This window comes from Nesterenkonia sp. Act20 (assembly GCF_019173455.1).
Classification (GTDB): Bacteria; Actinomycetota; Actinomycetes; order Actinomycetales; family Micrococcaceae; genus Nesterenkonia.
Window position 1 is genome coordinate 647,148 of record NZ_JADPQH010000001.1, and the last position, 19,003, is coordinate 666,150.

The 19,003-nt window shown below is 67.8% G+C and carries 17 protein-coding genes and 1 tRNA gene; 4 read left to right on the plus strand and 14 right to left on the minus strand.

Going from position 1 to position 19,003, the window contains the following annotated elements; all coding sequences use genetic code 11:
- The first annotated feature begins 19 nt into the window (after positions 1-19).
- The gene (locus IY716_RS02925; RefSeq protein ID WP_218220121.1) at positions 20-553 is read left to right on the plus strand and encodes a hotdog fold thioesterase; all 534 of its coding nucleotides are present in this window, start codon (positions 20-22) and stop codon (positions 551-553) included.
- A 6-nt stretch (positions 554-559) separates the two neighbouring features.
- On the opposite strand, the gene IY716_RS02930 is transcribed toward IY716_RS02925, so the two are convergent.
- Complete coding sequence (locus tag IY716_RS02930; RefSeq protein WP_218220122.1) at positions 560-1,699, minus strand: glycosyltransferase family 4 protein; 1,140 nt, start codon at positions 1,697-1,699, stop codon at positions 560-562.
- A 102-nt stretch (positions 1,700-1,801) separates the two neighbouring features.
- Positions 1,802-1,875 (minus strand) — tRNA-Gly (locus IY716_RS02935).
- Positions 1,876-1,990: 115 nt separating this feature from the next.
- On the opposite strand from IY716_RS02935, the gene IY716_RS13950 reads away from it, so the two are divergent.
- Positions 1,991-5,215, plus strand: a complete 3,225-nt coding sequence (locus IY716_RS13950) for a glycosyltransferase (RefSeq protein ID WP_218220123.1) — start codon at positions 1,991-1,993, stop codon at positions 5,213-5,215.
- On the opposite strand, the gene IY716_RS02945 is transcribed toward IY716_RS13950, so the two are convergent.
- The 9 genes from IY716_RS02945 to coaD form a co-directional block, all read right to left on the minus strand.
- Positions 5,194-6,108, minus strand: coding sequence for a glycosyltransferase (locus tag IY716_RS02945; RefSeq protein ID WP_218220124.1), 915 nt, complete (start codon positions 6,106-6,108; stop codon positions 5,194-5,196). The genes IY716_RS13950 and IY716_RS02945 overlap by 22 nt on opposite strands.
- Positions 6,105-7,331: a glycosyltransferase family 4 protein gene (locus IY716_RS02950; protein ID WP_369699569.1), complete on the minus strand. Its 1,227-nt coding sequence runs from the start codon at positions 7,329-7,331 to the stop codon at positions 6,105-6,107. The genes IY716_RS02945 and IY716_RS02950 overlap by 4 nt, the downstream gene beginning before the upstream one ends.
- The gene (locus IY716_RS13955; RefSeq protein ID WP_218220125.1) at positions 7,328-8,482 is read right to left on the minus strand and encodes an LCP family protein; all 1,155 of its coding nucleotides are present in this window, start codon (positions 8,480-8,482) and stop codon (positions 7,328-7,330) included. Before IY716_RS13955 ends, IY716_RS02950 begins: the two co-directional genes overlap by 4 nt.
- A gap of 139 nt (positions 8,483-8,621) precedes the next feature.
- On the minus strand, positions 8,622-9,605 hold the full coding sequence (gene mutM, locus IY716_RS02960; RefSeq protein ID WP_218220126.1) for a bifunctional DNA-formamidopyrimidine glycosylase/DNA-(apurinic or apyrimidinic site) lyase: 984 nt from the start codon (positions 9,603-9,605) through the stop codon (positions 8,622-8,624).
- Between the two features lie 12 nt (positions 9,606-9,617).
- Complete coding sequence (gene rnc, locus IY716_RS02965) at positions 9,618-10,370, minus strand: ribonuclease III (RefSeq protein ID WP_218221376.1); 753 nt, start codon at positions 10,368-10,370, stop codon at positions 9,618-9,620.
- 40 nt (positions 10,371-10,410) lie between these two features.
- A complete protein-coding gene (rpmF, locus tag IY716_RS02970) occupies positions 10,411-10,614 on the minus strand; it encodes a 50S ribosomal protein L32 (protein ID WP_192590711.1) in 204 nt (67 codons plus the stop codon).
- A gap of 49 nt (positions 10,615-10,663) precedes the next feature.
- A complete protein-coding gene (locus IY716_RS02975) occupies positions 10,664-11,227 on the minus strand; it encodes a DUF177 domain-containing protein (protein WP_218220127.1) in 564 nt (187 codons plus the stop codon).
- A 75-nt stretch (positions 11,228-11,302) separates the two neighbouring features.
- A complete protein-coding gene (gene galU, locus IY716_RS02980) occupies positions 11,303-12,226 on the minus strand; it encodes a UTP--glucose-1-phosphate uridylyltransferase GalU (RefSeq protein ID WP_218220128.1) in 924 nt (307 codons plus the stop codon).
- Positions 12,227-12,319: 93 nt separating this feature from the next.
- Positions 12,320-12,799 carry a pantetheine-phosphate adenylyltransferase gene (coaD, locus tag IY716_RS02985; RefSeq protein WP_218220129.1) on the minus strand — a complete coding sequence of 160 codons (480 nt, stop codon included), beginning with the start codon at positions 12,797-12,799 and terminating at the stop codon, positions 12,320-12,322.
- An 86-nt stretch (positions 12,800-12,885) separates the two neighbouring features.
- Here coaD and IY716_RS02990 point away from each other — a divergent pair, with 86 nt between their 5' ends.
- Complete coding sequence (locus tag IY716_RS02990; RefSeq protein WP_218220130.1) at positions 12,886-14,214, plus strand: aminotransferase class I/II-fold pyridoxal phosphate-dependent enzyme; 1,329 nt, start codon at positions 12,886-12,888, stop codon at positions 14,212-14,214.
- Entirely contained in the window at positions 14,214-15,122 is a 909-nt protein-coding gene (locus IY716_RS02995; protein WP_218220131.1) for a spermidine synthase, read from the plus strand. Before IY716_RS02990 ends, IY716_RS02995 begins: the two co-directional genes overlap by 1 nt.
- Here IY716_RS02995 and rsmD read toward each other — a convergent pair.
- From rsmD to IY716_RS03010, 3 genes are all read right to left on the minus strand, one after another.
- The gene (gene rsmD, locus IY716_RS03000) at positions 15,052-15,627 is read right to left on the minus strand and encodes a 16S rRNA (guanine(966)-N(2))-methyltransferase RsmD (protein ID WP_218220132.1); all 576 of its coding nucleotides are present in this window, start codon (positions 15,625-15,627) and stop codon (positions 15,052-15,054) included. The genes IY716_RS02995 and rsmD overlap by 71 nt on opposite strands.
- Before the next feature lie 106 nt (positions 15,628-15,733).
- Positions 15,734-18,001, minus strand: coding sequence for an ATP-dependent DNA helicase RecG (locus IY716_RS03005; RefSeq protein ID WP_218220133.1), 2,268 nt, complete (start codon positions 17,999-18,001; stop codon positions 15,734-15,736).
- A 5-nt stretch (positions 18,002-18,006) separates the two neighbouring features.
- Positions 18,007-18,966 (minus strand): DAK2 domain-containing protein, encoded by a 960-nt coding sequence (locus IY716_RS03010; protein ID WP_218220134.1) that lies wholly within the window; start codon positions 18,964-18,966, stop codon positions 18,007-18,009.
- Between the last annotated feature and the right edge of the window lie 37 nt (positions 18,967-19,003).

The following is a 19,003-nucleotide window of genomic DNA, read 5'->3' on the forward strand; positions in this document are numbered from 1 at the left end:
AACATCTAAGCTGGAGCCCATGACTTCTCAGCATGATGCACTGAACCACGTCTCCGGCCACCAGGAACCCGCCGCCCCCACCCCGTTCCCCAACGAAGAGGAACGCCTCGCGCGCATGGAGGCCGCCGGGATTCCCCCGGAGTATCAGCCGTGGACCGGCCCCCATGGGGTCACCCCGCTGGGTGTGAAGATGGGGCTGCGCTACGTGGAGATGCACCCGGACAAGCTGGTGGCCACCCTCCCCGTAGCGGGGAATGAGCAGAACATGGGGCTGTTCCATGGCGGCGCCCACATGGTGCTCGCCGAGACGCTCGGCTCCATCGCCGCGATCCTGCACGCCCGGGTGAACCTCGGCGTGGACAACGCCGTGGTCGGCACCGAACTCGGCGCCACACACCACCGGTCGGTCACCGAGGGACTGGTCACGGCGACCTGTACCCCGATCAACCTGGGCCGTCAGCTGACCAGCCACCAGATCGTGATGACCGACGACGCCGGCCGTCGCCTCTCCACCGCGCGGATGACGAACATGATCCTGCCGAACCGGAGCTGACCCGGCTCAGCGCTTTGCGCCGGACCGCCTCGCAGCGCGGGCGAGCAGCACGTCCAGGGCGTTCTCGATCGCCTCGGCATGCTTCTCGGCGGTATAGCGATCCCGCACGACGTCGAGGCTCGCCTCCCCCAGCTGCCTCAGCTGCTCCGGGGACGCCAGGAGCTCCGTGAGGACCCGGAGCAGAGAGTCCGCGTCACCACTCTGGTAGTACCGCCCGGTGACGCCCTCGATGACTGCCTCGATCTCGGGGCTCGAGTCGGGGTTTCCGTCCTCGGCGAGCACCGGCACCCCGAAGCTCATCGCCTGGGTGACGTTCAGTCCGGCCCCGCCCACCGAGACGGCGAGATCAGCCTGCGCATAGAGCCCGCGCAGCTCGGCGTAGTCATAGACGGCGCCGAGGAACTCGGCGTCCACACTGAGAGCGGCGAAGACCTCCTCGAGCCGGGGACGCTCGGCACCCTCGCCGACGATCAGGACCTTGGGCCGCGCCTCGGCCTCCATGCCGCCGAGGGCTTGGGCGAGCAGGTCCAGACGATGCCGGGCGGTGAGCCGGGAGCTGTAGATGATCGTGGCGGGCGAGGCGGCGACGTCGTCGTTCTCTCGGGCTGCACCGATCTTCGACTCCGGATAGATGCTGTTGTAGATGACCTGGATCTTCTCCGCTGGGACCCCGTAGGAGCTGCCCAGCTCCTTGGCCCGGTCACCATAGACCAGCAGGCCGTCGGTCAGCCGGTAGAAGGCGAGTCGGATGCGGCGCTTGAGCCCGTCCTCTGGGCGCTTCCAGCCGTGGCCCCACATGATCAGCGTGCGTCCGCGCAGCGCCGCCGATGCAGAGGCGACCCAGGCAGAGACGGTCGGAATACGCCCTGCGATCACATAGGCATCATGCTCGCCGCGCCAGATCTCCCGGATCTGGCCATGCTCCCACCAGAACTGGCGGACTGCCGAGAACCGCAGCGGACGGACCTTGGCGAGGACCTCCTCTGCGGCGGAATGGATGGTGTCTGCACTGGAGGATTCCGAGTTCTTGAAACGCCCCACGAGGTCAAAGTCGTAGCGAGAGGACTCCAGCAGCCGGCGCAGCAACGGTTCGCGATAGTGGGCCACGGTCGGCTGGACCACGAAGTAGATCCGGGGACGCGCCATGGGTTCCTCTCACTCCGGAGATCTCTCAGCAGGCAGATACACGAAAAGCCTCCCCTGCGATGACCGATAAGGCCAGCTGAGCGGGAGAGGCTTGTACTTGACTGGAGGGGATGACGGGAATCGAACCCGCATCGTTGGTTTGGAAGACCAAAGCTTTACCACTAAGCTACATCCCCATATGCGCCCGGAATCAGACCATTGAAGATCCGATCATCCGCCGCAACGAGACCCTACTCTAGCAAGGCGGACTGCCTGCTCCAAACCCAACACGCCTCGGGATAGTGTCGAAGGGTGAATCGCCCAGACGAAGCCTCTGCACAGTCCGCCCACGGCCCCGCCTCCGCCGCAGCTGTTCCCGAGACCTCCGCGATCGCGACGGCGGCGGAACGGGCGGCCCTGGCTCACGACGCCGCGGCCCATGAACTCTCCAGCTCAGCGCACCACGAGCAGCTCTGGACCCCCCTGGAACGGGCTCACCGCGAGCGCGCCGCCGATCTGCGCCGCCGTGCCCACATCGCGACCCGCGGTGGCGTGGTCTCGGATCTGCAGACGCCGCCGGCGTCCGCTGAGGCGCCGCTGGCCGCTCCGCTGGCAGCACAGCCGGTCCAGGACTCGCTGGCCGCCGCCCAAGCCGCCGCTGCCCAGCTGCCATCCACGGAGGCCGGCGTCTCACGGCCCCGGCTGGACCTGCGGATCGGAATCATCTGCGACCGGTTCCTCTTCGACACCTACTCGGGGGCGGCCCAGCTGTTTCCGATCACCCCGCAGAACTGGAAAGACCACGTCGGCGAGGTGGACCTTCTGCTGGTGGCCGCCACCTGGCGCGGTCACGATGGGATCTCCTGGGACAACACCTCCCCCGAGGCTCCCGCGCGCCGTCGGCTCCTGATCAACACCATCATCCCCGCCTTCCGGTCCGCGGGTGCGCCCCCGGTCTACTACGGCAAGGAGGACCCGCCGGACTACCGGCAGTTCCTCGATGTGGCCCGAGCCTGCGATCACATCCTCACCACGGCCGCCGAGGTCATCGAGGACTATCGGCGCGACTGCCCCGCCGCGCACAGCATCGAGGTGCTGCCCTTCGGGGTCAATCCGCTGCTGCACTCCCCAATCGGCTCGCGCAGCGCCCCATCTCAGGCTCGCGAGCTGGTCTTCTTCGCCGGCTCCTGGATGGGGAGGAAGTACCCCGAGCGGGCCCGCTTCGCAGAGTGGATTCTCGACGGGGTGCTCGCCGCTGGCAGGCCGCTGGCGGTCGTGGACCGCTGGTGGGATGAGGTCTCCGCGCAGCTCGACTCGGAGCACCCGATGCTCAGCGGCAATCAGCTGATCCCGGTCAGATATTGGCCCTATCGGGTCCCCGCCATGGATCATCACGAGCTCATGGACCTCCAGCGCGTGGTGGACATCGCGGTGAATCTGAATTCGGTGATCGGTTCCCAGACGATGTTCGCCAACCGGGCGCTGGAGCTGCAGGCCTCCGGCACCCTGGTGCTCTCGAGCTATAACCAGGGCCTGAATTCGTATCACCCGCAGGTCCGCATCGCGAACTCGACGGCGGATGTGGAAGAGAGCCTGCGCGGGCTTGACCTGGAGGAGCTGCGGCGGGCCCAGGGCGACGGCGTCCGGGAGGTCTTCCTGCGCCACCATGTCTCCGACCTGCTCACCCGCGTGGCGCGGATCGCGGGCACAGCAGAAGCTCCCCAGCCGGAGTTGGTCGTGGCCGTGGCCGAGACCGTGACCCCGGAGCTCGTCCAGGACATGGCAGCCCAGGACCTGGCGTCGCGTGGCCTGGGGCAGGTGGAGCTGCTGAGCTGGGACCAGCTGGGCGCCCGCGCAGCGGACCCGCTGGCCCGAGAGATCGATGTGCTGCTGCCGCTGGATGCGAAGCGGCGATACCTGCCGCACTACGCGGCCGATCACGTGGCCGCCTTCCGCTACCAGGCTGCGACGATCACCACGAAGCTCAGCGGATCCGCTGCGGAGGCTGACAGCTGGTCCCATCGGCACCACCGTGGTCTCGCTTCGCTCCCTGATCCCCATGACATGGGGCTAGACCTGGGTCTGACTGCGTGGTGGCGCCCCGAGCCTGCGGCGCTCGTCTCAGCTCCCGTGCTGGCGGCCTCCGGGCAGGACGCTCGCGTCTACGCCATCGACCACCTGGGTCATGCACCTGCGGCATCCATCAGCGACAATGCGCTGCTCCCTGCGTCGCTGCCGCACTCCGGCGATGACATCACTGCTGCCAAGGAACAGGTCCGCCAGAGCGCGCAGGCAGGGGGTCTCGAGCTCTCGGTGATCGTCCCGGTCTACAACAACGGTGATCACCTGCGCCATAAGGCCTTTGCCTCATTGCGCCGTTCACCGCACTTCCCCCGCACTCAGGTGCTGTTGGTCGACGACGGCTCCACAGACCCGGTGACCGTGGCCACCGTGGAGGAGCTGGCACGGGCACACCCCAATGTGTTCGCCTTCCGCCACAACACCGGGGGCTCCGGCTCCGCCTCCCGCCCGCGCAACACCGGGCTGGAGCTCGCCGCCACGGAGTTCGTGACCTACCTTGATCCCGACGACGAGGAGCTCGAGGCCGGCTATCACGCACTGCAGCGGAGCCTCGCCGAGCACCCCGAGGCGGACTTCGCGCTGGGCACCCAGGTCACCTGGACGGACCGTCACATGGTCTTGCCGGTCCATGACTGGTACTCGGCGATCGAACGACGCTCCGGGCTGTGCAGACCCACGCGCGACTCGCTGCGTCAGATCCGATTCCGGCCAGCTTCCATCGAAGGGCTCCTGGCCCGCACCGACTGGCTGCAGGGTCTGGGGCTGACCCAGCCGGAGGGCGCCACCGGGCAGGACACCTTCTTCTTTCAGCAGCTGCTCTTCCACGCGCGCGCCTACGTCCCGGTCGACCGGCCGGCCTATGTCTACTACGGCGCAGTGGACACCTCGATCGTCAACGTGGTCAGTCCCGGCTACTTCCGCAAGTACCTGATCCTGGAGGCCGCCCGGTCGTCCTGGCTCGAGGAGGAAGGACTGTTGCAGGACTATCTGGACACCCGCTTCGAGCACTTCTTCGTCACCTGGTACCTGTGGAAGTACTCGCGGGTGCCCACGGCTCAGCGGGCCGAGGCTGCAGAGGTGCTGCAGGAGATCGCCTCGTTCTACGTCGGGGATCCGAGTCAGTACCGGTGGCAGACTCCGGAGGCGCTGCAGTTCTTCGGTCAGCGCCGCCTGCCCTCAGCGCGGAAGCTGCGACCGGCGGCGGGACGGCTCAAGCGACGTGCGCGCGCGGCGGCGACGCTGCAGCTCGCCCACTTCAAGCGCACACGCTGGGGCCGGGGCGCGGGCGTCGTGTATCGCCGCACGCTGAAACCCAGGTCCGCCGATCAGGTGAGTGCGCTGCGTGAAGTGGCCGCCGAGGTGGAGCGGGTGCATCGTCGCGCGAGGGATCACTGGGGCATCACCGCGGCAGAGACGGCCTACTGGCTGGCAGTTCAGCGGCCGTATTCCTCGTAGCGTCGTCCAGCCGCTGCCTGGAGCATGCCCAGACCCTCCCGATGGTAGATGCTGTCCACATACCGCACGGGTGCCCGCTGCAGCCGCCGAGCGGCAGTCCGAACGAGACCGTAGCCGATGCGACCGAAACCCTCGGCGGCGATCCGTCCCCGCAGCCGGAGCCCCGGGTGCTCCCTGCCGGCCCCGCGTAGGAGCTTCGTCGCGCGCACGTGCCCGGCCCGAATCCCGCGCTGGCGCATCCAGGCGGGACTCAGGCGGTCGGCGGGCACATCCTCGAGGACCACCGCCTCGGCGCACCACCAGGACCGCGCCCCCGCCGCCTGCATTCTCCCGAAGAGGTCCGAATCCTCCCCGCCGATGAAGCTAAAGGCCTCATCGAAGCGGAAGCCTGCCGCGCGGAACCAGGCTGCGCGGACCAGCACATTGTTGGTCGCGGGACGGTAGTCCCAGGGCCCGGTGGGGAAATCGGTGCGCCGGATGAAGCCGGACTCCAGCAGCCAGGCGGGGGGATCCTCGCCGAAGTGTGAGATCACCGGCCCCGAGACGGTGTCCGCCCCAGACTCGTTCGCACAGTCGATCAGCGTGGCCAGCCAGTTCGCGGCGGCCCGTTCGTCGTCGTCGAGGAACAGCACCGCCTCGGCCTCTGCCGGCACGGCCTCGAGAGCCGCATTGCGAGCCGCGGCGATTCCCGGACGTGGCTCGTGGACGTACCGTGCCTCTGGATACTGGTCTCTCACCTGATCCCTCGCCGCGCCGTCGGGCGAGTTGTCCACCACGATCAGGTTCGGCAGCGCCACGCGCTCCTGGGCCCGCAGGGAGCTCAGCAGCTGGGCGAGCGGTTCCGGACGCCGAAATGTGCACACACAGACATAGGCATTGGCTGCGGTGATCACCGGTGCGCCTCGGCTCGCAGATCTGCGAGCAGAGCAGCGTAGCGGGTGCCCAGCCCGGGAAGATCGGCGTACTCCGCGACCCAGCTGCGGCCCCGCGGGTCCACCGGCGTGGAGTCCGGGTCCGCAGCCAGCTCGGCGAGCTGCTCGGCGAGCTGCTCGGTGCCACCGCTGAGGTAGGTCACGTTCTGCGCATGACCCAGCACCCAGGCGGCCTCCCCGGTGACGGCCGCCGTGATGTGCTTGCCCAGGCCCATCAGCTCGAAGGTCTTCGAGGGCACGGTCCAGGCGAAGGAGGCCCAGTCGGTGCGCAGACTCACCAGCGCGGAGTCGGCCCAGCGGTAGTGGTCCCAGACCTCGTCGCCGTGGACGGGCTCGCAGAACTCGACAGCTCCGCTGGCAAGAGCGCCGGTGGCGAGGGCCACCTGGCGCAGCTGCTCCTTCTGGGTTCCGGAGCCGACGAGGCGCAGCCTGACGTCGAGTCCCTGGTCTCGTGGAATCGCGGCCACCGCCCGGATCATCCGTTCAAGGGCCTGACTCTCACCGTGATTTCCGAGATAGACGAGCCGCAGCTCCCCGGGAGCACGCCGTCGCTGGTCCAGCTGGGGCACCTGATCGAGCGCCACGCCGTTGCTGATGGTCTCCACCGGCGAGACCTGGCGTTCACGGAGCCGCTGCGCGAATCCTTCGGTCACCGTGACCACCAGCTCGGCTCGCCGCTGGACGCTGATGACTGCGGCCTCCATCAGCCGTCCCAGCGGTCCCGCCCTGACCTCGGCCTCGCGGGCCAGCTCGGGCCAGGCGTCGCGCATATCGACCACCAGCGGAATCCCGCGGGCCCGGGCCACGACCCATCCCGCGCAGATCGTGGGCAGCGCCGGCACGGTGGCCACCACGAGATCGGGCTTGGGTGCGGCCAGCGCCCGCGGCACCATCAGCACTCCTGAGGCGAGATCGGAGGCGAACCTGCCCGCGCGCGAATTCCGCAGCAGCACATAGGGGGTCCGGTGCACCCGCTCACCGGACGGGCCGATGACTGGTGCAAGGCTGAACCGACCCTGCTCGCGATGCTGGACCGGGGTGTGGTGCTTATTGGCCGCAGGAGCGACGACGTCGACCGTCCAGCCGTCCTCTCGCAGTGACGCGACCAGGCGCTCCCAGCGCCGCTGGGGTGCGGTGCGCTCGGGCCAATAGCTGTGCGTCAGCAGCTGCACACGTGGAGTCACTGCTGCTCTTCCTGGGATTCACGCAGCTCCACATACTCCAGGAAGCCCTCCATGTTCTCGTTCTTCAGGGAACGTTGGAGCAGCTCGAGCGTCTCCTCGTCCTTGAGGATCACCTGCGCTCCGCTGGCGGTGGTCGCGAGGTCCCCGGTGGGGATGGTGAACATGTGGATGTCCTCGGAGCGCATGTCTCGCATCTCGAGGGCGTAGGAGGCGATGGTGTCGGCGTCGAGTCCGTCGTCGACGCTGAGGTAGGGCACGATGCCGTTGACGATGTCCATGACCCGCTGGGGGTTGGTCAGCGTATCGGCGGAGAGCAGCCGGTCCACGATCCCGTTGACGACCAGCTGCTGGTTCTGCACTCGGACGAAGTCGCCGGTGGGGAAGGCCTTGCGTTCGCGCACGAAGCGCAGCGCGTTGTCGCCTTCGAGCCGGATGGTGCCCTCGGGGTAGAACGCCGGGTTGTGCTGTCCGGTCGAGAAGGGACGGGGATTGTCGATGTAGACGCCGCCCAGCGCCCGGGTCAGATCGGCGAACCCGTCGAAGTCGATGATCGCCACATGGTCGATATGGGTGTTCAGCAGCTCCTCCACGGTGTCGACCACCAGCGGATAGCCGCCCACTCCCAGCGCGGAGTTGACGCGGCCTTGGCCCTCCCCGGGCACGTCCACCCAGAGGTCGCGCACGATCGACATCACGTACACCCCGGAACGGTCCTCGGGGATGTGGACGAACATCATCGTGTCCGAGCGTTCCGAGGCGTTGTCACCGATGCTTCCGCGGTATTCGATGTCATCCTCGCCGCGGCTGTCCGAGCCGAGCAGGAGCATGTTGATCGTCCCCTCCTCGGTGCGCTCGGCAGAGTCGTCGCCGTCGAGCTGGAGGTCGAGCACGTTGCGCTGGTCGTCGAAGGCGCTGCGCAGCTGTTGGACGTAGATCAGCCCGGCACCGACCGCCACGACGAGCAGCACGGCCACCGCGATGAGCACCGTGCGGATGGTGCGGCGACGTCGTCGGGGGTCTCGTGCCTTCTTGGCCGAGGCGGGTGAGGAGGAGTCGTCGGTCGAGTGCGCAGAGTTCGCCGAGTCTGCAGGCATCCGCGCCGCCCGGCGGGGTCGGTGCGGCTGCGGCTCGGGGGGATTCCTATCCGCCACAGACTCTCCTTTACACGTTCGTCGATCCGATTCATGCTAGCCCACCAGCTTCGCGGTCCCCGCATCAGCTGGTATCACGAGGCCGACGTCGGGGGCTGCCCCTGGCGGAGCTGCGAAGCGAGGACACCTCAGTGTCAGCTCAATCCCGGGCGCGGCGCGGGCGGGGCTGGCAGGTGGGGCACCAGTAGGAGGAGCGCCCCATGAAGGGGTCACGGCGGATCGCGGCGGCGCGCGGGGTCCCCGCGCAGCGGCGGCAGGGCTGACCGGCGCGCCCGTAGCTCTGCAGCGACCGGTCGAAGTAGCCCGAGGCCCCGTTGACGTGGACGTAGAGCGAGTCGAAGCTGGTCCCGCCGGCCTCCAGGGCCGCCGCCATCACCGATTCCACGCTGTCCAGCAGCCGGCGGGCTTCACTGCGGGTGATGGTCTCGGTCGGTCGGGTGTAGTGCAGCTGGGAGCGCCACAGGGCCTCGTCCGCGTAGATGTTGCCGATGCCCGAGATCATGCTCTGATCGAGCAGCGCCCGCTTCAGCCCGGTCCTGCGTCGCCGCAGGGTGCGGAAGAAGACCTGGACATCCATGCTCGGTTCCAGCGGGTCGGCGGCGATATGGGCGGCGGCGACGGGCACGGCGCCGCTGGGGTGCGTCGAGGCGACAAGCTCTGAGATCTGCATCCCGCCGAAGATGCGCTGATCGATGAAGCGCAGCTGACTCGGGGCCTCCCCCTCAGTCGTCAGTCCGAGGGTGATCTTGAGGTGTTTCTGGCTCTCGGTCTCTGGCGTGTTGATCAGCACCTGGCCACTCATGCCCAGATGGATCAGCAGCGCGCGCGCCGGACCGGGCTGCGCGACAGAGCCGGTCTGTTCCGTCAGTCGGGCGTGCCGCGGAGCGTCGGAGGGATGCTGCAGCGGGATCCAGAGAAATTTGCCCCGCCGCTGAGGTGCCAGCAGGGTGTTTCCTCGCAGCGCAGAGCTGAAGGACTCGATCCGCGTCTGCTCATCGGGGATGCTCGGGGCGTGTCGACGAAGGCTGCGATGGTCATGGACCTGCACCGAGTCGACTCTGCGCCCGGTGGCCCAGCGGTCCACGCCGCGGCGCACCACCTCCACCTCGGGCAGCTCAGGCATGGGTCACCAGACTCATCGAGAGCTGGAGGGCGCTGTGTCTTCGAACCGGTCAAGGACAAGGGTCAGGATGTCGCCCTGCTCCCCTCGGCCGGAGGTCAGCGTCTCCACGGTCCTCCGGGCGGCCTCGCGCTCGGCCTCTTTCTTGGAGGGCCCCGAGCCGGAACCATGCTCGACGCCGCCGATGACCAGGGTGGCGGTGAAGGACTTGTGATGGTCGGGCCCGAAGTCCGCGATCAGGTAGCGGATCTCTCCCATGCCGCGTCCCGCGGCGATCTCCTGGATGGTGGTCTTCCAGTCCTTGCCGGCGGTCATCGCGTCCTTGTCGCTGAGCAGCGGGACGACCAGGCGCAGCACGAGCCGGCGCGCGGTCTCGATGTCGGTGGACAGGTAGGCGGCACCGATGAGCGCCTCCATGGTGTCGGCGAGGATCGAGTCCTTGTCCTTGCCCTCGGTCAGCTGTTCGCCGGCGCCGAGGCTGATATAGGGGCCGATGCCGAGTCCGCGGGCCACACGGGCCAGTGCGCGGGTGCTCACCAGAGCGGCACGAAGCTTGGCGAGGTCTCCTTCGGCAAGATCCGGGAAGCTGCGGTAGAGGTAGTCCGTCACGGCCAGGCCGAGGACCGAGTCGCCGAGGAACTCCAGCCGCTCGTTCGTTGGCAGCCCGGAGTTCTCGTAGGCGTAGGACCGGTGCGTCAGGGCAAGACGAAGAGCCTCGGGGGCGATGTGCACCCCGAGGCTCTTCGCAAGCTCTTCGTGTTTCGTCACTGCTTGGTTCTCCACTGCTCGATTCTTCCGTGCAGGAGAATCAGGCGTCAGCGACCTTGCGACCCTTGTACTCATAGAACAGCGGGGTGCCGGCGGAGTCCGTGACCAGCTTGGCCTGGTGAGGCTGGCTGTAGACGACGCGACCGTTCTCCACGGTCTTCACCAGCTTCGGGGTTGAAGCCTTCCACTGGGAGCGGCGGTGACGGGTGTTGGATCGGGACATCTTCCGCTTTGGAACAGCCACGGTGTCTCTTTTCTCTCTCGATGATGGACAGGGTCTTCTTGACTTGGTTCTAGGTGCTGGATTCGGACGATGAGTCCGGATCCGGCATTCCGGCGGCCACGTCTTTCAACGCTGCCCACCGGGGATCGAGCTGCTCGTGGAAGTGCTCGGGGTCATCCTCCATGCGGAATCCGCATTCGGAGCACAGTCCCGGGCAGTCTTCGCGGCAGACCGGCTGGAACGGCAGTGCTGAGACCATGAGGTCACGCAGCACCGGTTCCAGATCGATGGTGAGGTCGTGAGGGATCAGGCGCGTGTCCTCATCCTCGGCGTCAGCAGCTGCCTGGGCCTTCTGGGGCCAGCTGAACAGCTGCATCACGTCGACGGTGAGCGGGTACCTGATCTCATCCAGACAACGTCCGCACTGGCCGCTGACCTCGGCAGAGGCCGTGCCAGTCATCAGCACACCTTCGTGCACCGATTCCAGGCGCAGATCCAGGTGCAGATCACTGCCCTGCGGAATCCCGATGAGGACCGTTGCAAGGTCCTTCGGGGCAGGGACAGTTCTGGAGAGTTCATCCTGAGTTCCGGGCCTGCCCCGGAGCTCCTGGACATCTACAGTGAGAGCAGTCATCGCTGAACCACTCCTTAATGATCTAGACCGACGTGCCACTCTACCAGTCGGGGCAGGTGGCGTGCGAACCGAGGATCAGATCTCCGCGACGAACTCCTTCAGCCACTCCCGCAGGTCCGGCCCGAGGTCCTCGCGGTCCACGGCCAGGGTGACGACGGCCTTGATATAGCTGAGCTTGTCGCCAGTGTCGTAGCGACGACCGCGGAAGATCACCGCGTGCACTCCGCCGCCGTCTTCGACCGGCTTGCCCGCCATCTCCTGGAGGGCATCGGTCAGCTGGATCTCGTTGCCGCGTCCCGGTGCTGTCTGCTCGAGCTCCGCGAAGATCGCGGGGTGCAGGACGTAGCGTCCGATGATGGCCAGGTTTGAGGGGGCGTCCTCCGCCGCGGGCTTCTCCACGAGGGCGTGGACCGGGACGACGTCGGCGGTCCTGCCGTCCGAGTCGGTCTCCTTGTCCTTGCCGTCGGCGTCGATCACGCCGTAGGCGCTGATGTTCTCCTCCGGCACCTCCATCACGGCGATGACCGAGCCGCCGAGGCGCTGCTGGGTCTCCAACATGGTGGAGAGGAGCTCGTCCCGCTCGTCGATGAGGTCGTCGCCGAGGAGCACCGCGAAGGGCTCATCTCCCACGTGGCGCTTGGCGCAGAGCACGGCATGGCCGAGACCCTTGGCCTCCCCCTGCCGGATGTAGTGCAGGTCCCCGAGCTCGGTGGCCTGGCGTACGGCGGAGAGCTTCTTGGAGTCCCCCTTGGCCTCAAGTGTGGCTTCCAGGTCCGGCACGCGGTCGAAGTGGTTCTCCAGCGAGCGCTTGTTGCGCCCCGTGATCATCAGAATGTCTTCAAGGCCGGCCTTCGAGGCCTCAGCCACGACGTACTGGATGGCCGGCTGGTCCACCACTGGGAGCATCTCTTTGGGCATCGCCTTGGTGGCCGGCAGGAAGCGTGTTCCCAGACCAGCGGCGGGAATCACAGCTTTGCGGATAGAAGTCGTTGAACTCATGTACACACCTTATCGTTATTCGGCCCGGGGACCAGTGAATCTTTTGCGCTGCGCTTTATCGGATTCTTCGAGTGGGAGGTTCCGCTCAGCGGTTCAGCTGCGTCGCCGCTCGTGCAGACGGCGCTGAACGGCACGCGGCACGAACTCCGAGACGTCACCGCCGAGGGAATGGACTTCCTTGACCAGGGTCGAGGATAGGTGGGTATAACGGCCGTCCGCGGCGAGGAACACCGTCTCAAGGCCGGAGAGATGGCGGTTCATCGTGGCCATGGGGCTCTCGTAGGCCAGGTCCTTGGGATCCCGCAGACCCTTGACCAGGGCGTTGGCCCCGACCTCCTTGCAGAACTCAGTCAACAGCCCAGAACCCAGCGGCTTGACGCTCACCCCGCGCACATAGGAGAAGGTCTCCCGCGCCATGTCCATGCGTTCCTGGACCGAGAACATCGGGTTCTTGTGCATGTTCGGCGAGATGGCGACGATCACCTCGTCGAAGAGATTCGAGGCACGCGCGACGATCTCCACGTGTCCGTTGTGCAGGGGGTCAAATGATCCGGGGCACACTGCTAGCTGCATGGAACGACATTACTCCAGGTGGAGACGGCCCTGCTGGGGGCGCGCAGGAAATGTCCAGGATTCGTGTGCGTTCTACCATGGTGTCCATGTCCATTTCCTCTTCCAGCCCAGATCCGCTCGCCTTCGAGATGCCCTGGGCGCGCAGCGCCGCCGGTGCCAACACCCTTGAACCGGAGTCCCCACGCTCCGCACCCCAGGTCGTGCCCACCATCTACGAACGCACGACGGCGTCCGCACTCGCGCACGGGGCCATCAATCTCGGCCAGGGCTTTCCGGACACCGAGGGCCCGGACTGGCTGCTCGAGCTCGCGTCGCTGTCCATCACCGATCCCGGCTCGGGCCCCCGGAACCAGTACGCGCCCGGAATGGGGCTGGGCGAGCTGCGATCCTCCATCAGCTCCGCACAGCGACGTCGGCAGGGCTTGGACCTGGACCCGGAGACCGAGGTCATGGTCACCACCGGAGCCACCGAGGGCATCTCTGCGACGATCCTCGCCTTCGCCCGCCCGGGCAGCGAGGTGCTCACCTTCGAGCCGCACTACGACTCCTACGGCGCCTGCGTCGCGCTGGCTGGCGCCCGGATGGTCGGGGTGCCGCTGCGCGGCCCGGGGTTCCGACCGGATGTGGACGCGCTCGAGGCGGCGATCACCGAGCGCACGTCGATGATCCTGCTGAACACGCCGCATAACCCCACCGGGACCGTCTTCAGCGCCGAGGAGCTGGGACGGATCGTCAAGCTGGCGAAAAAGCATGACTTGCGGATCATGTGCGACGAGGTCTATGAGCATCTCGTCCTTTCCGATGCCGCCCTCCCCCACCGCAGCATCCTCACCGTGGAGGGGGCCGAGCAGGTGGCGGTCGCCGTGGGCTCTGCCGGAAAGTCCTTCTCGGTGACCGGGTGGAAGGTGGGATGGGTGACCGGCAGCGCGGAGCTGATCAGCCAGATCCGCGGGGTCAAGCAGTTCCTGAGCTTCTCTTCGGGACCTGCGTTCCAATGGGCCGTCGCTCAGGGCCTCGAGGACGACCGGGGGTTCTTCGCCCAGAACACGGCAGAGCTGGAGGCCGGACGCGACCTGCTGCGCGACGGCCTCCACGAGCTCGGGCTGGCCCCGAATGCGGCGGAGGCGGGCTATTTCGTGCTCGGGGATGTCTCTGGACTCACCTCACTCTCCGCCGTCGACTTCTGCCGGATCCTCGCCGAGGAGGTGGGAGTCGCCGCGATCCCGGTCGCAGCACTGACGATCCAGCACACGGCGCAGCCCACGGACGAGCTCCAGCGGCTGGTGCGCTTCGCCTTCTGCAAGGATCACTCCACCATCGCTGAGGCGCTGCGTCGCATGCGCGAGCATCTTCCGGCGGCACTGGCCGGGCACCCAGCCGAGGAGCGAGCCGGCGAGCCGGCGGCGCACCGCTGATGCCGGCACGGGACGGGCTCGAACTCCCCCGCAGCCAGCGGCTGTCCTTCTCAGGCAGCCTGGCGGAGCTGCACCGCGATGACCTGACCGAGGACGGCGTCGTGCTGAGCATCGGCGGGGCTGAACAGTCCCATGTCGAGGTCGGAGACCCGGGGTTCCTGCTGCATGACTACCTGATCAGGATGGCAGCGGTGCTGCAGACCTGCGCCCGCGAGCGCCTGTCCGCTGGCGGGACGCAGGCTCCACAGGTCCTGCATCTGGGGGCCGGTGCGCTGACCCTGCCGCGCTGGCTGGAGCACCATTTCCCGGGAGTCGAGCAGACGGTGCTCGACATCGAGCCGGAGCTGGTGGAGTTCGTGCTCGATCACCTGCCGATGCACACCCGGCCGCACAGCCTGATCGCGGACGCCGCGACGGCGATCGCTCCCGGCGGCGTTCTTCACGGGCGCACCTTCGACGTCGTCGTCGTCGACCTGTTCAACAGCGCGGAGGCGCCCGCACAGCTGACCAGCGCCGAGTTTCACTCCCGAGCCTTCGAACAGGTCGCGCCGGGAGGCGTGCTGCTGATGAACCTCGGGGATGAACCGCCCATGGACTTCGTCCGCGCCCAGGTGGCGTCGCTGCTCGAGGCCTGGGCCGGCCCCGGCGATGGCGACGACTCTGGAGACTCTGGAGACTCTGGCGACTCTGGCGACGCCGCGCTGTTGAGCGCGCCCGCCGATGTGCTCGAGGCCCGCGCGGAGGGGAATCTGACCTTCGCCGCGCGCCGGTCGGCTCCGCTGGAGCAGACCGAGCTCAACGCCATCTGGGCCGCTGGCCCGCATCCGGGCGACGTGCTCAGCGGGGAGGAGCTTCACCAGTGGGCTCGGCCAGCCACACGTGGGTTCCCCCGTAAGACTTCTCACTGAAGATCTCCAGTCCCTCGGGCATGGAGGGGCGTCCGCTGCGTTTCTCCCGTTCGATCACGACGGTGGCCGCCTCGTGCAGCTGGCCCACTGCCGCGGTGAGGACCTTCAGCAGCTCGGCGTCACCGAACTGATAGGGCGGGTCGAGGAAGAGCAGCTCGATCGCGGGCCCTGTACGTGCGGCGAGGTACTTCAGTGCGTCTGCCTTGTGCACGCTGATCTCTGCCCCGGCTGCGTGGAAAGGCTCGGCGTTGCGGCGCAGGGTCTTGACCGCGGCCTCCGCCTTGTCGACCGCCTCCAGGCTGCGTGCTCCGCGGCTGAGGGCCTCGAAGCCCAGCGCTCCTGATCCGGCATAGAGATCTACGACGACGGCCTCTTCGAGCGCGTCATAGCCTTCAAGTCGGGAGAACAGGGACTCCTTGACCCGGTCGCTCGTGGGCCGGGTGGCGTCTGTGGGGACGGCCGTGAGGCGACGCCCCTTATGCGTGCCAGCGATGATGCGTGCCATGGCCTGCTCCTGTCTGGACTGTGCTGCTGTGTGTGGCTCTGGACTGCCCTGCGCTGCTCAGGGTTGCGCTGTTCTGGGTTGCGCTGTTCTGGGTTGCGCTGTTCGGTCAGCCGCGCTGGATGAACTCGTCAGCGCCGGTGTGGAGATCGCGATACTCCGCCACCGCGTCGCGCAGCCCGGGGTACGCCTCCCATCGGGGGTCCGCCGCGCTGAGCTCCGCCAGCAACGCAGCGGCGCGAGTGATGATCTTCTCATCTCGGATCGTGCGCAGCAGCTTCAAGGTGGAGGCACGTCCCGCCTGGGCCGCGCCCAGCACATTGCCTTCGCGGCGCCGCTCGAGGTCAAGCCTCGCCAGGGTCATGCCGTCCGAGTGTTCGGCGACCTGGTCCAGACGCTCCAGCGAAGGGTGTTCGTCGGGAAGCCGGGTCACCAGCAGACACAGTCCGTGGGCGCCGCCGCGACCGATCCTCCCGCGCAGCTGGTGCAGCGTGGAGACGCCGAAGGCATCGGCGTCGAGGATGGCCATGACCGTGGCGTTGTGGACATCGACTCCGACCTCGATCACGGTGGTGCAGATCAGCACATCGATCTCGCCGCGTTCGAAGGCGGTCATCACCTCCTCTTTGGCGGAGGCGTCCATTCTGCCGTGGACCTGGGCCCGTCGGGTCTCACCGAGCAGCGGATGCTCGGCGAGCCGTTGGGAGATGAGCTCCACCGAGGCGTCCTGGTCCGTCTGGACTCCTGTGTCTGGATCCTCGCGGTGGTCAGCTTCGTTGATCTTGGGACACACCACATAGACCTGGTGCCCGGCAGCAACTTCTTCTGCGATGCGCTCCCAGACCCGCCCGATCATCCGGGGGCCCTGCACGGTGCGGACCACGTGGGTCGCGATCGGTTGGCGTCCGCTGGGGAGGCCCTCGAGCGTTGTCAGTTCGAGGTCGCCGAAGACGGTCATCGCCACCGACCGTGGGATGGGCGTGGCGGACATGACGAGCATATGCGGGGTCATCTCGTAGCGGTGGCGCAGCGCGTCCCGCTGCTCCACGCCGAAGCGGTGCTGCTCGTCCACCACGGCCAGTCCCAGATCCAGGAAGTGCACCTGCTCGCCGAGCACCGCGTGCGTGCCCACCACCAGGCGCGCGGTGCCGGAGGCGATGTCCAACAGCGCGCTGCGCCGCTGGGCAGTGGTCAGCGATCCGGTGAGCAGCGTCAGTCCGAGCTCATCCGCCAGGCCGCCGAGCATGCGGCGCAGGGACCGTTCATGCTGTGCGGCGAGGACCTCGGTCGGGGCGATCAGCGTGGCCTGCGCCCCGGTCTCGAGCACCTGCAGGATGGCTCGCAGCGCCACGAGAGTCTTGCCCGAGCCGACCTCGCCCTGCAACAGTCGATTCATCGGGCGCGGCCGATCGAGTTCGGCGGCGATGAGTTCACCGCAGTCCCGCTGTCCTGCTGTGAGCGTGAACGGCAGCGAGGCGTCGAAGCGGTCGAGGAAGCCCCCGGCACGTCGAGGCCTGGGCCGGGCTGCGCGGTCCTGGTCCTGAACGCGGCGCAGGTGCAGAAGTCCCTGCAGCAGGAACGCCTCGTGGAAGCGCATCCGATGCAGACCACGGTCCGGGTCTTCCAAGGTCTCGGGCCGGTGGATCAGCCGATACGCCTCCCCCAGACCGGGGAGCTCCTCGGCGGCTCGGACGGCAACAGGGATCGGTTCGGGCCAGTCCTCGAAGTCGATCATGTCGAGCAGGATCTCGATGCAGTCGAGGATGCGGAAGCTGCTGATGCTGGAGGTGGCGGGGTAGAGCGGCACCGGGGTGCGGCCCCGGCTGAGCACCCGGGGAGCCTGGACGGCGCTCTCCGGATCCGAGGGGCTCGCCGCGGGGGTGTCCATCCCCCCGGAATGGACACCCTCCTGTGATTCCTGTGAGCCCTCGGGCGCCTTGGAGGTGTCCAGGGGATCCGTGTCGAGGAGCACCGTGAAGTCGGGATTGGTCAGCGTCGGTCGGTCCCGGTAGCTGCCGACCTTGCCGTGGAAGATCGCCCGCACTCCGGCGCGCAGCGTCCTGCCCACGGACCAGCCGTTGAAGAAGGCCATCTTCAGCGAGTTGCCCTCATCGTCGGCCACCCAGACCTCGGCGAGCGAGCCGCGTCGGTTCTGCATCTTGCGCACCGAGACCCCGGTCACCTCAGCGATCAGGCTGACATGTTCCCCCGCCTCGGGCAGGTCTCGGAAGGAGGAGAGATGTCCGAATTCGATCCAGCGGCGGGGATAATGCTGCAGCAGCTGCGCCGCGGTGGTGATGCCCAGTCCCTGCTCGAGAGTCTTGGCGGACTCTGCGCCCAGAACTCGATGGAGTTCGGTGGTCGGTAGCACTGCCACGCCGGTCACTCCTGGGTTCGGTGCAGGGGTGTGGCGGAGTAGGACTCCACCTCCCCTGCCGCGTGCACGGCCTCCGCGGTGCGGGGCTCCTCGCTGGTGTGGACGTGGATACGCCAACGGTAGCTGCCGTCCTCGGCGGCCGCCGAGTCGATCGGGGTCACGATGACGGAGTCGCCGAGCGTGTTGAGCTCATGCCGCAGCGAAGCGGCGCCGAGGGGATCAAGCCGGACGGTGCACATGACTTCCACCCCGGTCGAGTCCTGCGTGGCCCGCGCGTCCTGGCCCTGGTTCCATCCAGGAAGCGTCTGCAGCGCGGAGAAGTCCATGTCGCGGCCCGTGATGGTGGCATGCAGCGCAATGAGCACGACCAGCAGACCGGCTCCCCCGGAGTCCACGACCCCCGCGCGCTGCAGGGCAGGCAGCTGCTCCTGCGTGGCTTCCACCGCGGCGAGGGCTCGCGAGACCACGCTGGGCATGACGGCCTCCAGGGCTGCTCGGCTCTCCGGCTCCTCGGCCTCGACCGCGCATCGGCGCACCTCATCGTGGACGGCGTCCAGCACCGAGAGCATCGTGCCGGCCACGGGGTCGGTGAGTGCGGACCAGGAGCGGACGCGGGCCCGCTCCAGGGCGTGGCTGAGTCCGGTGATGGTCAGGCGCTCCTGGCCGTGGAGCGGCTCCGCGAGGCCGGAGATCAGCACGGCCAGCAGGGTTCCGGAGTTGCCGTAGGCCTCGGACATCGCCCGGGAGCCCGCGGCGGCGAAGAGCTCTCCAAGGTCCTGGCTCGGTGCCTGTTCCACGCTGCTGCGGCAGGCGCGGATGGTGCCGAGCATGTTTTCCCCAGTGTCCGAATCGGGGATGGGGAACACGTTGAGCCGGTTGAGGCTGTCTCTGTTCTGCTCCAGAGCAGCCTCGGCGAGGAGGAACCAGCGGTGCACGGCGGCGGCGCCCTTGACCTTGCCCCTCATCTGCTGCACCCCTCTCGGTGGATCTCTCGCTGCGCGC